This is a genomic window from Caldalkalibacillus uzonensis, assembly GCF_030814135.1.
GTDB classification, from domain to species: Bacteria; Bacillota; Bacilli; order Caldalkalibacillales; family Caldalkalibacillaceae; genus Caldalkalibacillus; species Caldalkalibacillus uzonensis.
This window is the reverse complement of record NZ_JAUSUQ010000019.1, coordinates 23,282-37,314: the sequence shown is the minus strand read 5'-3', so window position 1 is coordinate 37,314 and position 14,033 is coordinate 23,282. Positions and strand designations below refer to the sequence as shown.

The following is a 14,033-nucleotide window of genomic DNA, read 5'->3' as shown; positions in this document are numbered from 1 at the left end:
TTTCGTTTTCCGGCACTTTCGTTATTCCCTGGGGCGAGTCCTGCCCATGAACACAAGTGAGCTGCCGAAGGAAACTGTGTCATGTCAGGGCCAATTTCCGACAACAAAAAGAAATGTATGAAAAACCAGGCGCAGACGAATGCCGCTGAGTGTAATGCAATTAAAGCGAGAGCATGGACATGTCCTGCCTGTAGAATTCACCATGACTGGGACATCAATGCTGCCAAGAACATTCAGCAAGTAGGATTGTGACTGTTTGCTATGAGTCAACTCTACGGCTACTATGCCTCTGTCTGGTAATCATCTCTACTTTTCTCATATATCACCTGACCGACACGCTCAATGTGCTCTTTTAAATCCTGATGCATAAGGTGCGATCCATCAATCACATCAAACAAATAGGGCATGTGGCTTTGATCTTCCAACAATGAATGTAGTTTTGAGACAACGTGTATATCAACCTTTTTACCGTAGATAGCGATATCAATATCGGAGCCAGCCGAATAGTTTCCTTTGGCACGTGAACCGAAAAGGACAGCTTTTTCAATTTCATCGAATGTGGAGATTGTTTGAACAATGAAGTTCATGTCCCGGTCATTAAGTCCAAATTTCATCTTTCTACCTCCAGCTTCTCACACAGTTCCTTTAAAACGAGGTAGTATCTTTCCCGGATCAGACGTTCTGCCTCCTCGGCATATTTTTCATTATATGTGTGTGCCATCAAATTTCTTTTTTCCAGCATATCAATCCATGTGTGACCATCTGTTATTAATTGTGATTGAAAGGCGGTTTGAATGGCTTTGCGAGGACTGGGAACATTAAACCCCTCTTGTTCCAGATAGTCTTTCATCGTTTTCCAGCCAAGCTCAAACGTATATTCAAAACATTGAATAAGCCCCTGTACTTCAAATTTGTTTAACTCACCTTTTGTAATAAATTCCGTTAATTGATGAAAGGCTTTGCGATAATTATCATAACGTTGCTTCCAACGAATATCTTGCATTATAAGACAAGCCTCCTCCTCGACCGCACGATATACTTGCTTCTATTATTATATCCCAAGAAATTTAATAGAAAAACAAGTGGCTATGACCCAGCGAAGGATTGTATTGGCATTCCCTCCGAATTGGCGTACCGCGGGGATGACATCGATAGAATACGCGTTGTCAAAAGATAAGCAACTGAGGCAAAACAGCTGTTTTTACATTGTTTTATTAAAGTGGTGTATGGATTTTAAAATCAGACCCGACGTGGGGCTGGGTTCCAATGAAAACAAATGTTACATTGTCCTCATCATGCAGCTCGGTACCAACAACCTGTTTTTGCCCCTCGTTACAGATACTGTGCCTGGTCATCAGCCAATAACTCCTGTTTCCAATCTCTGCGGTGGTCTTTGAAATAGCCATAAAAAGCATTTTATGAAAGGAAGGTGTGTGATTGATGAAATTTAATGCCAGCAAAGACACAATTTACCGTACAATCGTTTGGGGGTCAGGACTGCTTTTCGCCGGACTTGCCGTAGGTCTCGCCATACCTGTCTATTACGAAGCCGGTTTGGGTGTCAGCCTGTTCTTTTTCCTGCTTTTCGGGATCAGCAGCTTTTTTATTTTTTGGCTATGGTTCAGTACAATCTATATTGTTACAGACAATGAGTTGATTATTCGATTCGGTCCGTTTAAACGCGTGATTCCATTGGCTTCAATTAAAAAAATCGAGAAAACGTACCAGCAAGTCGCCTCGATTGCATTGTCCAAAGAACGGTATATTCTGCATTACAATACGTACGATTATACTATCATCGCACCTGAAAATATCGAAAAGTTTGTACAGGTCATAAACGAGAAAAGAACACAACCGGTTGAACTCAAACAATAAGTTATGTAACGAATGAAGGTCGCAGATTTATAGCTGCAAGCACATAGAACTGAGGAGAAATTATTACCTAGACCGTAAAACATGACATTAAGTCTGTTTGCTGGATTAGTATTTAGCTTTTGGCGAACAAAAAAGGATGGGTCCTGTTGTGTAAAATATGGCCATTGAACTTGCAGTGACAGGCACATCCTATCGTCAAACACGAAGAGTATCAGAGAAACTTTTGGGTTATCCCGACATTAGTGTCATCAGTTATGAAGTCATAGGCAACAGCTTCTGAACACCGAAGTCATCTCCGGGGAACCTTCTCCGTTCGAACAGAACGTGCTTTTCGTGGAAGTGGATGGACTGTACACAAAGAGACGAGAGAAAAACAAGAGAGGAAGAGAGATCAAAAAACCGTCAGTGTCCATCAAGGCTGGGAGAAAGCGGCAAACGCACCAAACATGAAGTAGTGACTTGAATGAACAGTAAACCAAGGTGATACCTCTCATTTGTTTCTAGGTATCCAGATTTATCTGAATTTTAAAAATAAATTTCAAAAAACATTTCCTTAGCAGGAATTTTTAGAAAAGAATAGAAAGGAATAAATAGGTTTTTTGGCTTAGGTCTTTATACCTGTTAATCAGTATTATAGAAACCGAATTAATGTTCCCTGACACGCATGTGTCAAAATCATCTGTTAAATTTATGATAAATGGCTGGTTTAAAAAGGGGGGATCTTAATAAGTGATGACCTGGGACAACCATAGTTAGTTCGCATTGGTTCATAAATTGGTTCATACAGACTGATAAGTTTTTCTTTTGAGGTTAAGCCAAGGTGCGGGAAAAAGCGAGGTGAACGTATGATCACTGCCGTCCAGGAATTGGGTAAGTGGGTTCTCCAACAGGAATCGAAAGAGACGTTAGATGTGCTAATCGAGCCCATCTCCGAAACTAATTATCCCCATGTATTCCTTGTTGAAATCGAAAATGACCAGTGGAAAGTGGAAATGGAAGAATGTGAGGAGGGGGAGTCTCACAAATACCTTTATCGTCGTGGTGCTTCAAACGGGCCCAATTTTTCTCCGACAACGATAGTGACCGATTTGGCGAAAACTTTTGATAAAAAATTCATGGCCTGGTTTGACAAAGTGATCAAACAAAAAGCCAATTTTTCTGAACCGGATATTTCTTATATACAAAATATTTATAATATCATTCATAAAAACCGGGATGATATTTATCGAACTCTTGAAACAAAACTAAGCGAAACAAACGGTGGTTGTGTCTTGACCTTAAAGATCAACGGTCATTATCTCAAAGAAGATCCTGTTTTTGTTTCTCTTTTTACCCGGTTGGTTCAGGAAAAGGACAGTGAAGTTTCAGCAAAAGACCAGGTCTGTTCAGTATGTGGCCACCGACAAGATGTCGTTATGGCCGGGTCACCTGCTTTTAAATTCTATACCAATGATAAGCCAGGCTTTATCAGTGGCGAATTTGATAAAGAGCTAGCCTGGCGAAACCACCCTGTTTGTATGGACTGTAATCTGTGCCTTCAGGAAGGGAAACGTTTTTTGGAAAACAGGCTTAAATTCCGTTTTTACGGTCTCGAATATCACCTAATACCAGAGTTTATATTCGGAGAGCCAGATACCCGGGATGAAGTCACAGAAATTCTAAGAAGCGGGAACAAATACAAAACGTTGCATTCACAACAACAAATTGAAAACTCATTAGCAGACGAAGAGGATATATTGGATGCCTTACAAGAGGCTGACGATGATGTGCTTTTCCACCTTTTGTTTTTAAGGAAAGTTCAGTCTGCGGAGCGCATCCTGATGGTGGTTGAAGATGTTATCCCTTCCCGTCTGCGGAAAATATTTGAGGCCAAAAAACAGGTAGAGCAACGGTTTCCGTTGCAGGAAGGCCCGAGCCCATATCGTCGCTACCACTTGGGGAGAATCAGGACTTTCTTTAATAAATCCGATGACAACAAGCGTCAATCGGATTTGGATAAATATTTTTTAGAGATTACATCCGCTGTCTTTCGCGGCCAACCCCTTGACATCCGCTTTTTAACCAGATTCTTTATGCAGGAGATTCGCAAACATGTGGCCGGTACTTCTGAACGGGAAGGTGAGGGTTCTGATACCGATAAAATCTTTCATGTCGTCCGGGATGCGTTGATGAATGTGATTTTCTTTGACGAACTAAAGATATTGGAAACCGGGGAGGGGAATTTTGTGCCGTCAAAACATTTTGAAGGTATTTTTGAGTTATATGGCCCCCATCTTGACCGTCCTGAGAAAAAAGCACTATTCCTTTTAGGGGCCCTAACCCAGATGTTACTTAAAAAACAACAGTATGAAAGGAACTCCCAGCCTTTCTTGAAACAATTAAAAGGCTTAAAAATGCAGGAAAAAGATTTCCATGGCTTGTTGCCCAAAGTTCAGGACAAGCTTCAGCAGTACAATGCGTTTGATGCTAAGAAACAGTTACTGGCTGAAGAGATTTCCGACTTCTTTTTGCGGGCCGGGACAGGATGGAAACTTTCAGTCGATGAAATGAATTTTTGTTTTGTGAGCGGGATGAACCTGGTTCATCATATAGAGAACATTTTGTATGGTAAAAGAGAAGAGACCACTGAAGGGGAGGAAAAATAAAGATGAATCGTTCTGAAATTCTCTTTCTTTATGACGCCAGTTGGACAAATCCGAACGGAGATCCGGTGGATGAAAACAAGCCGCGCATCGATGAAGAGACAGGGCGTAATATCGTCACTGATGTTCGCCTCAAACGTACGATTCGTGATTATCTTCATGAGTATCGGGGAAAAGAAATTTTTGTCCGGGAGATATCAGATGATGAAGGGATCATTCAGGATGCCAAGCACCGGGCGGAAGACTTTTTATGGGAAAATGGTGAAAAGGTATCCAAGTCAAATCTGAAACTTGCTGAGATGAAGCGTTTGATTCAGGAGAATCTGCTTCGAGAATGTATTGATGTACGGCTTTTCGGCGGAACGATCCCCGTTGAGAAAAGTTCGAAAGAAAAAAGTTCCATTACCTTGACCGGTCCCGTTCAGTTCCAAATGGGACAATCCCTGCACCGGGTCAAGCTTGAATATATAAAGGGGACTGGCGCTTTTGCTTCAGGAGATAAACAAACGCGGAAAACGTTTCGGGAAGAGTATGTTGTTCCGTATTCCTTAATTGCTTTTTATGGCGTGATCAATGAAAAAGCGGCGGAACACACCCATATGACTGAAGAGGATGTTGCACTTTTGCTGGAAGGCCTTTGGAACGGAACCAAAAACTTGATCTCCCGCAGTAAGGTGGGGCAACAACCTCGCTTATTGCTGCGTGTGGTTTATCGTGAAGATTGTTTCCATATCGGAGAGTTAAACCGCTTAATTCGTTTCCACACTGAAAAAGCGGAAGAAGAAGTTCGTCATGTATCCGATGGTACGTTGGATCTGTCGCTGTTGTTAGAAAAACTGGCAGAAGAGAGAGACAAAATTCAAGAGGTACAATATCGGTTTGATTCGCAAATGAATTTGTCCCATAACCTGCTTGAAGAGTTGAATCGACTTGGAATTAAAACACAAGAACTCATCTATTAGGAGCGTGGCCAGCCATGCGAACATTGATTTTTGACATATGGGGGGAGTGGGGACACTTTCGGAAATACTATTCAACTTCCTCCCCCTTAACTTTCTCTGTTCTTCCACCTACAGCCGCTTATGGGATACTTGGAGCTGTCTTGGGCTTGTCAAAGGAAAATAACATGTATCTAACTCAATTAAAAGAGGCTCATACGCGCATTGGAGTTGGCTTAATCCATCCGGTCAAGAAAATCATGTTTGGTCTAAACTTAATTAATACCAAAGGGAATGTATGGGTGCCCAAACAACGGAGGGAAGGTGCAAGAACGCAGATCCGCACAGAATTTTTGAAAGATGCCCGGTTCCGATTATTCGTTGCTATGGATGATGAAGCTCTATATAACAAGCTGGTTAGTCATATCAAACAACATAAGACATATTATACAGTTTCGCTTGGCTTGAGCGAGTTACTGGCTAACTTTCAATTTGTAGATGAAATAGACGGCCACTGGAAAAAGTCAACAGGCGAACCTGTAGAAATGCATACGGTGGTTCCGTTATCTCTTATCCGGCATAAAGGGGTTCGGCTCCAACCGGGGAAAAGGTACAAAAAGGAACGACTTCCTTTGGATATGAATGATGTCCGGATTGTATCGGCCTATGAAGAATGTTTGTTTGATATGAACGGCCAAACGATTGAAGCAGATGTGGCCCATTATTATGAAGGAACTGGAAATAACGGGACAATATACCGTTACGTTTTCCTCAATGAGCGTATTTCGGAAAGCGTTGTTCAACAAGGTGAGGTTTTATGAATGTCTTGTATTCCCATCCCGACCAATCACTTCAAAATCATTTGGCAGGAGTGCTCAAAGCTGTTCAGCAGCTGTGGGAACAGCGTCAGTTTACCGGCTGGGAAACAACTGAAGAAAAGCGGAGGCTACGTGACCTATTGTGCGTGGCCGCCGTTTTTCATGATTTCGCAAAAGCTACATCTTATTTTCAAGACTATATACTTTCGGAAGATAAAAAGAAAACGCCACTAAACAGACATTCCCTTTTATCAGCCATCGTGAGCTATTTTATAGGGAAAAAAAATCTCGAACCTCAGCAACATGCTTCTTATGAACCGCTTTTCTTATTTTTGGCCGTCAAACGGCATCATGGAAATATGAACAATTTGTTCTCAGAAGTTAATATCCCTCAAGAAGAACGCCATCCTCTGCTTGAACAAGCAAAAGCGATTGACTATGCTGGATGGAATGACATTGTGTTTCACTTGGCGTCCTTTCTGCCTGAAACAATCAAAAGTTTACACCCCCTTACAGAAGAACAAGTCACACAGTGGGTAGAAACGTTTTTCGAAAAGGACATCCGCCATTGGCGCAGGAAAATCCGCAGAGAGTTGAAACCCCAAACGGTCCAAACGACCCAGTTCTATTACAAATATTGTTCTCTATACTCCCTCTTGTTGGATGCCGATAAAAATCAAGCAGCATTTCAGGAGAAGCTGAGAATCGAACGTAAAGATATAAACTCTTTATGTGTAGATGAGTATCGGGCCAAACAAAATTGGAATTTAGCAGGGATTAACCGTCTGCGTGAACAGGCATATCGTGAAGTGAAGGAGAATCTGGAACAAGCCCCGGGCCGGTTATTTTCCATAAACTTACCAACAGGACTGGGAAAAACGATTATATCGCTGAAAGCAGCTTTGCAGTTAAGAGAGCGTAGAAAGTGTGAAAGAGGAATTGCCCCACGTATCATTTATGCTCTGCCATTTTTAAGTGTCATTGATCAAAATGCGAAAGTGTTTGAAAATGTGTTGCGATATCAGCCTTTTCCAGTTGATCCTTTTATGTTGATGAAACACCACTCCATGGTGGATCCCTATGAGGAGATGTTCGGTGATGCCGAGTATGATTTTAACGAGAATCAGGCCCGTATTTTGATGGAAGGCTGGCAATCAGAATTGATCTGCACCACGTTTGTTCAGTTGTTTCAAACTCTGATTAGCAATCGCAATCGTGCGATGCGGAAGTTTCACCGTTTGGCGAATGCTATTTTGGTCATCGATGAAATACAGGCCGTTCCTGTAAAATTTTGGCCCTTGATGAGGGAGATGTTGCTTGAATTGACGCGTGGGATGAATACGGATGTCATTCTGTTAACAGCAACACAGCCTAAGTTATTTGAACCAGCTGACGGGTTAATCGAGTTGTGCCACCGGCAAAAGTATTTCAACCAGATGGACAGGGTTCGTTTATTCCCGAATGTTTCCACAAAACAAACGATAGAAGAGTTTGTAGAAGGGTTGAATCTTTATCCTGAGCGTTCCTATTTATTTATATTGAACACCATTTCATCTGCCAAAGAACTATTTGCTGAATTGAAAACGAAATTTGACGAGCCAATAGCCTTTTTATCTACGCATATTCCACCTAAAGAAAGATTAAAACGGATTAGGGAAATAAAAGCGGGTAAATATCGGATTGTGGTGAGCACTCAACTTGTTGAGGCAGGAGTAGATATTGATTTTGATGTGATTTATCGGGATCTGTCTCCCATGGAAAGCATTGTTCAATCATCTGGGCGTTGTAACCGGAATGGATTGCGCACAGGAACGGTTCACATCATGCATTTGTGGAATGGGAAAAAAGGCTCTTACGCCGGGTTGGTTTATCCAAAAGTGGCGATTGAAGAGACAAAAGCGTTGTTGCAACAATTTGAGGAAATTAAGGAACAAGAGTTGTTTCCCTTAATCGAGAAGTACTATGAGATCATCAAAACAAAACTGAGCAAGAGTGAATCTATAAAATATTTAAACGCTGTAAGCACTCTCTATTTTTCAGGGGAGGAAGATCCTGAACGTATTCCCGTGTCAGATTTTCAATTAATTGAAGAAGAGTATCCTAAGATTGATATTTTTATTGAGCTAGATGAAGAAGCCAGAAGGATTTGGGCCTCCTTTGAAGAGATAATAGACATGGAAAATAGTCTTCAAAGGTACCAACAGTTGGCCAGGTTAAAGATAAAGTTTCAAGAATATGTGGTCTCAGTTCCGGCCAAAGTGGAAAACCGTCCGCCGGTGGTTAACGATCATTTTTACGTAGGGTACAATTCACTTGCTGACTATTACGATCCAAACACGGGTTTTATTACAGAAGGGGTAACCGCTATATGGTAAAAAGTCTAAAGTTGTTGTGGTGACACATCTGGTGCGCCGTAGAATGGTGTAAAGCGTAGTGCAGAGGAGGCAGAGGCATGGCTGATGTAAAGGCAGCTCCCTATGAGATGCCGGTTACTGGCGTACACATTTGGTATTACTTCATCTGCAAGCGGGAAGTGTGGCTGATCGTCCATCAAATTGCAGCCGACCAGGATGATGAAAACGTTGATTTGGGACGATTCTTCAATGATCAAACCTACCAGCGTGATAAAAAAGAATTATCGTTTGGTCACATTAAAATTGATCGTGTGCGGGAAGAACGAGGAGAACTTGTGATCGGTGAAGTGAAAAAGTCGTCCCGGTTTAAGGAGAGTGCGCGTTACCAACTCTTGTATTATCTAGATACTTTGCGACAAATGGGCATTACAGCCAGGGGTGAACTTCTTTTTCCTAAAGAGCGCAGAAAGGAAATAGTGGAATGGACACCTGAAGCGAAAACAAAATTGGACAAGGCTATTGCTGATATACGGAAAATCGCTCGCTTTCCCGTCCCCCCTCCTCCTAAAAAAATTCCCTTTTGCCAAAAATGTGCTTACCGGGAATATTGCTGGGCGGAGGAGGGTTGATGGTGAAAAAAACACTGTATATTTTTAACAATGGCGAATTACGGCGCAAAGATAATAGTCTCTATTTCGAAACGGACGGACAGCGCAAATTTATACCGGTAGAAGATACAAACGATATTTTTATTTTTGGAGAAGTGGACGTGACCAAGCGTTTTTTGGAATTTGCTTCGCAGAAAGAAATCTGTGTGCATTATTTTAATCATTATGGCTATTATATGGGCACATTTTATCCCCGTGAGCATCTTAATGCTGGACATGTTGTGCTAAAACAGGCGGAGCATTATCTGGACAAAGAAAAAAGACTGACTTTGGCTCGCTTGTTTGTTAAAGGTTCCATTGGACAGATGCGCAGGGTGGTTAAGTATTATACTTCGCGTGTGAAATCCGGGCAAGAGCAACTGACGGAATGCATAGACAGGTTAGATCATCATTTGGACATACTTCCACAGCAAAAAAGCGTAGAGGAACTGATGGCTGTGGAGGGCCACGCCCGGGAAGCCTATTACAGTACGTTTGATTATATCATAGGGGATGCTGATTTTCGGTTTGAAAAAAGAAGTCAGCGTCCGCCCTTGAACAGGTTAAATGCCTTGATCAGTTTTGGGAACTCTCTGTGTTACACCATGGCATTGAGTGAAATTTACAAAACGTATCTTGATCCCCGTATCGGCTATTTGCATGCCACAAATTTCAGACGATTTTCTTTGAATCTGGATCTTGCTGAAATTTTTAAGCCAATTTTTGTCGACCGCCTGATTTTTTATTTGCTTAATAAGAAAATGCTTACAAAGGAAGAATTTGACCGGCAAACAGGTGGTATTTTGCTTTCGGAAAGCGGAAAACGGACGTTTGTTGCCGAAATGGATAAGAGGTTAAAGACAACTATTAGCCACAGGCACCTTGGTCGTTCCGTCTCTTACCGGCGGTTAATGCGCTTGGAGTTGTACAAAATTCAAAAGCATATTTTGGGTGAAAAAGAATATGAGCCTTATCAGGCGTTATGGTAAGGTGGACAGAGGCAGGGATGGTGTTGTAGCAGTGTTTGTCATTGTGGTGTATGATTTCAATGAGAAGAGAGTAGCCAAGGCGCTGAAGATTTGCCGCAAATATTTGCACTGGGTTCAAAATTCGGTGTTTGAAGGTGAGATCTCGCAAGCTAATTATGTTAAATTGAAAACTGAGCTTAGCCGTTTGATTGATCCTGAGGAGGACTCCGTCGTCTTTTATATTTTTAGAACCAAGCGTTATTCTAAACGAGAAGAAATGGGATTAAAAAAGGGTGGAGATGAGAATATTTTGTAGATATTTTGGTGATGTATTCAGTAGATAGCGTCTATACAGTTTCTGTGTCGTCGATCCCAAGTAGTGCAAAAAACCTCGGGGATCGACGACACAGAAAATTATGAAAAATTACCCTTGAAGCCAGATAGATAGAGGGTTGATGTAACAAAGTTTAAAAGCTTTAAATTGAAGGAGGATTTTTAAAGTTATAGATCGAATACTGTATTATCAGCACTTTTTGGGTTTAGATCTTACCTATGAGGAATTGAAACTCGCCTCATCGATGCCTTTGACGTTGCCTTCCTCGTCGGTTTAGATCTTACCTATGAGGAATTGAAACCCCTATTCCGCCTGCGCTTTTAGGCGATCATATTCGTCGTTTAGATCTTACCTATGAGGAATTGAAACTATGGCTCAAAACCATCCACGCCTTCATTCGCGTAATGTTTAGATCTTACCTATGAGGAATTGAAACTCGTTGGCGCACGCAAAACCCGACGTTCATCGAGTATAGTTTAGATCTTACCTATGAGGAATTGAAACTGGTGGCAAGACAGTGGTGGAAATATGTTGTAGGCAGGTTTAGATCTTACCTATGAGGAATTGAAACTTCCTTTGATCAGGCCCATTCTGTACATCCACCTCGTTTAGATCTTACCTATGAGGAATTGAAACTGTGATCACCAACGAATTGTATGAATCCAGCACAGCCGGTTTAGATCTTACCTATGAGGAATTGAAACGCACAAGAGAAGCTGAGAGAAAGGCAAGCCGTGATGAGTTTAGATCTTACCTATGAGGAATTGAAACGGGGGTGATCCTTTGGCTAGGATCAACGGGACTTACAAGTTTAGATCTTACCTATGAGGAATTGAAACCGACTTGGTCAGCACGGAAAGGTTCGGCATCGGCTACGGTTTAGATCTTACCTATGAGGAATTGAAACCGAAATATGAAAGGAGTGACGCTATGGCCTACGGGGAGTTTAGATCTTACCTATGAGGAATTGAAACTTTCAAGTAAAGGGGAAGGAAAGAAATTTCATCCTACGTTTAGATCTTACCTATGAGGAATTGAAACTTCGTCGTCATCGCCTTTAGATTCGGCCTTTTCCCGGTTTAGATCTTACCTATGAGGAATTGAAACTCGACTCCCTGACGGGCAAGGTGATTATCTATTGCAAGTTTAGATCTTACCTATGAGGAATTGAAACTCGCTAACGAAAGGAGGTGGTCTGCGGTATGTTCCGCACCGTTTAGATCTTACCTATGAGGAATTGAAACACCATATCCCGCCATATGCTTCGACATTGTCTCAGATCGTTTAGATCTTACCTATGAGGAATTGAAACTTGGAGATAACCAAGGACTGAAACAACTTGAACGCCGGTTTAGATCTTACCTATGAGGAATTGAAACTCGTTCAGGCGAATTTTTGACAGGGGTTGCCTCCTTGTTTAGATCTTACCTATGAGGAATTGAAACTGCACATTCCGGAGTGACTGGCGGGTATGGAGCGAAAAGTTTAGATCTTACCTATGAGGAATTGAAACACCCTGACAGCGTTGAAGATGTTGTGACACTTGCCAGTTTAGATCTTACCTATGAGGAATTGAAACTTTCACCCTCTCTTATACAGCAGGTGTGATGTTGAATTTGTTTAGATCTTACCTATGAGGAATTGAAACGTGGTATGGTTGGCCTTTTTTGATGTGGAAGTATGCACGTTTAGATCTTACCTATGAGGAATTGAAACTACGAAACCAATATGGAAACCCATTTGGAAACCAATATGGTTTAGATCTTACCTATGAGGAATTGAAAAAGACGCCACAACGAACGATTCACAGTAGAACTTATCGAGTTTAGATCTTACCTATGAGGAATTGAAACTTGTCCAGCGTTAACCTTGCACTGCTGGCATATCCGTGTTTAGATCTTACCTATGAGGAATTGAAACGTGGCAAATCTTTTATGAAGGAAAATCTCGTGTTCAGGTTTAGATCTTACCTATGAGGAATTGAAACCCGAGAACCGGACGCGGAAATGATCTCAACGTTTGCGTTTAGATCTTACCTATGAGGAATTGAAACTACGGAATGTGATGGACGGGAATATGCGGTACTCCCGTTTAGATCTTACCTATGAGGAATTGAAACGCAGGCGAATCAGATTTAAAGCAATTCGACATCGGAAAGTTTAGATCTTACCTATGAGGAATTGAAACACAAGTTCGACGCAAGCTCGCTTTTCCCTCCCGGATTTTTCGAGTTTAGATCTTACCTATGAGGAATTGAAACCCGGACATTCACGTGACTAAGCCCGCAGACCTTATGTGTTTAGATCTTACCTATGAAACGGGCGGGTATTGCTCAGATTGAACAGAACGGACTATATGTTTGGATCTTACCTTTGAGGAATTGATACCCCGTTCTTCAAGAATGTCAAAACTTATTAGCCCCCCTATGAATTATACAACTAAGGTAGTCATTACACATTACATCGGGGGTTGATGATCATGACACGTCAAAAACATTTTACTGAATTAATAGTACAAGTTTCCAACACTATAAGTTTATTAAACGTAAAAGTGAAAATTGGTCATTGTATGCAGGTCAAATAATAATGAACCTAGAATCATGTTGAAAAAAGTAAGGAGCATCATTAGTGGCAGAATTATTGTTGTTATTCCTGGCCGGTTTAATAGGAATGTTATTAAGGTATATCATTAAAGGTGAATTTGATATAGGCCAATTATATATTTTGCTGATGTTCCCTCTGGGAATATTATTCATTCTAATCATCGACAGGTGTGTAAAGAAAAAAGAGCGAGAGCAGCCGAATTTAGGAGAAGAAAATGAACTCTTTAACGGTAAGAATGTGTTATATTTCGTATCGTCAGTCGAGCTTCTACTTCTGAGAAAATGATCTTTAAGAATGGTAATTAGGTAGCCGTTTACCGACGGTATTACCCTAATGTATGGTATTGGTTTCTATCCAGTGCTGTGTTTAAATATAGTTTTTATCTAAATTTTAAGGTTGAATTGTTTAATGGATCTGTGATCGAGATCCGTGAAACGAAGAAAAAAGATAAGAAAATAGGATCTAATGTATTTTGGGATATTATAGTTGAAGGTGAAAAACGCGGGGAAATCCAAAACGATTTATCCTGGAAAAACACCAGAGCACTTAAAGAAAAAACCATCTTGAGATACGGAGAAACTTACTACTATTCCTCATTTGTTATTGGATCAGAAACCAAAATAGAAAATAAATCAGGCCAAACAATTGCGATCGGTAAGCGGATCAAATTGTGGACGTATAAACTTGAATTTGTAAACGACCTTGAGGATTTAGACGAAGTTCTTCTGTTTTTGGGATTTGTCATCTTTAATTACTTTCATCAGAAGTAGCTCTTAGGTGAAAGGGCTACCTTGAGGAATTGAAACTCATAACAACATTCCCGGGCGCAAGGCTGTTGAGCATGCGGCTTTTCT

The 14,033-nt window shown here is 41.1% G+C and carries 14 protein-coding genes, 1 pseudogene and 1 CRISPR repeat array; of the genes and pseudogenes, 11 read left to right on the top strand and 4 right to left on the bottom strand.

What is annotated here, in order from left to right; all coding sequences use genetic code 11:
* Positions 1–107: pseudogene (locus tag J2S00_RS17850) on the bottom strand (transposase); the annotation flags it as partial.
* On the opposite strand from J2S00_RS17850, the gene J2S00_RS20055 reads away from it, so the two are divergent.
* Positions 82–252, top strand: a complete 171-nt coding sequence (locus J2S00_RS20055; protein WP_442319993.1) for a zinc ribbon domain-containing protein — start codon at positions 82–84, stop codon at positions 250–252. The pseudogene J2S00_RS17850 and the gene J2S00_RS20055 overlap by 26 nt on opposite strands.
* Before the next feature lie 29 nt (positions 253–281).
* Here J2S00_RS20055 and J2S00_RS17845 read toward each other — a convergent pair whose 3' ends face one another.
* From J2S00_RS17845 to J2S00_RS17835, 3 genes are all read right to left on the bottom strand, one after another.
* The gene (locus J2S00_RS17845) at positions 282–614 is read right to left on the bottom strand and encodes a nucleotidyltransferase domain-containing protein (RefSeq protein WP_307343059.1); all 333 of its coding nucleotides are present in this window, start codon (positions 612–614) and stop codon (positions 282–284) included.
* Positions 611–1,003, bottom strand: coding sequence for a nucleotidyltransferase substrate binding protein (locus tag J2S00_RS17840; RefSeq protein ID WP_307343055.1), 393 nt, complete (start codon positions 1,001–1,003; stop codon positions 611–613). Before J2S00_RS17840 ends, J2S00_RS17845 begins: the two co-directional genes overlap by 4 nt.
* A gap of 211 nt (positions 1,004–1,214) precedes the next feature.
* Positions 1,215–1,355: a hypothetical protein gene (locus J2S00_RS17835; RefSeq protein WP_307343052.1), complete on the bottom strand. Its 141-nt coding sequence runs from the start codon at positions 1,353–1,355 to the stop codon at positions 1,215–1,217.
* Between the two features lie 85 nt (positions 1,356–1,440).
* Between J2S00_RS17835 and J2S00_RS17830 the strand changes: the two genes are divergently transcribed.
* From J2S00_RS17830 to J2S00_RS17785, 10 genes are all read left to right on the top strand, one after another.
* Positions 1,441–1,875 carry a PH domain-containing protein gene (locus J2S00_RS17830; protein WP_307343050.1) on the top strand — a complete coding sequence of 145 codons (435 nt, stop codon included), beginning with the start codon at positions 1,441–1,443 and terminating at the stop codon, positions 1,873–1,875.
* Between the two features lie 845 nt (positions 1,876–2,720).
* On the top strand, positions 2,721–4,520 hold the full coding sequence (locus J2S00_RS17825) for a TIGR02556 family CRISPR-associated protein (protein WP_307343048.1): 1,800 nt from the start codon (positions 2,721–2,723) through the stop codon (positions 4,518–4,520).
* A 2-nt stretch (positions 4,521–4,522) separates the two neighbouring features.
* The gene (gene cas7b, locus J2S00_RS17820) at positions 4,523–5,479 is read left to right on the top strand and encodes a type I-B CRISPR-associated protein Cas7/Csh2 (RefSeq protein ID WP_307343045.1); all 957 of its coding nucleotides are present in this window, start codon (positions 4,523–4,525) and stop codon (positions 5,477–5,479) included.
* Between the two features lie 14 nt (positions 5,480–5,493).
* Positions 5,494–6,276 carry a type I-B CRISPR-associated protein Cas5b gene (gene cas5b, locus J2S00_RS17815; protein WP_307343042.1) on the top strand — a complete coding sequence of 261 codons (783 nt, stop codon included), beginning with the start codon at positions 5,494–5,496 and terminating at the stop codon, positions 6,274–6,276.
* Positions 6,273–8,648 (top strand): CRISPR-associated helicase Cas3', encoded by a 2,376-nt coding sequence (gene cas3, locus J2S00_RS17810; RefSeq protein WP_307343039.1) that lies wholly within the window; start codon positions 6,273–6,275, stop codon positions 8,646–8,648. Before cas5b ends, cas3 begins: the two co-directional genes overlap by 4 nt.
* 77 nt (positions 8,649–8,725) lie before the next feature.
* Positions 8,726–9,256 carry a CRISPR-associated protein Cas4 gene (cas4, locus tag J2S00_RS17805; RefSeq protein ID WP_307343036.1) on the top strand — a complete coding sequence of 177 codons (531 nt, stop codon included), beginning with the start codon at positions 8,726–8,728 and terminating at the stop codon, positions 9,254–9,256.
* A gap of 2 nt (positions 9,257–9,258) precedes the next feature.
* Complete coding sequence (gene cas1b, locus J2S00_RS17800) at positions 9,259–10,263, top strand: type I-B CRISPR-associated endonuclease Cas1b (protein ID WP_307343033.1); 1,005 nt, start codon at positions 9,259–9,261, stop codon at positions 10,261–10,263.
* A 31-nt stretch (positions 10,264–10,294) separates the two neighbouring features.
* The gene (cas2, locus tag J2S00_RS17795) at positions 10,295–10,558 is read left to right on the top strand and encodes a CRISPR-associated endonuclease Cas2 (protein ID WP_307343063.1); all 264 of its coding nucleotides are present in this window, start codon (positions 10,295–10,297) and stop codon (positions 10,556–10,558) included.
* Between the two features lie 221 nt (positions 10,559–10,779).
* Positions 10,780–12,836: direct repeats of the CRISPR family, unit length 30 nt; unit sequence GTTTAGATCTTACCTATGAGGAATTGAAAC.
* A 367-nt stretch (positions 12,837–13,203) separates the two neighbouring features.
* Entirely contained in the window at positions 13,204–13,464 is a 261-nt protein-coding gene (locus J2S00_RS17790; RefSeq protein WP_307343030.1) for a hypothetical protein, read from the top strand.
* Positions 13,465–13,595: 131 nt separating this feature from the next.
* Positions 13,596–13,949: a hypothetical protein gene (locus J2S00_RS17785; protein ID WP_307343027.1), complete on the top strand. Its 354-nt coding sequence runs from the start codon at positions 13,596–13,598 to the stop codon at positions 13,947–13,949.
* The last annotated feature ends 84 nt before the right edge of the window (positions 13,950–14,033 follow it).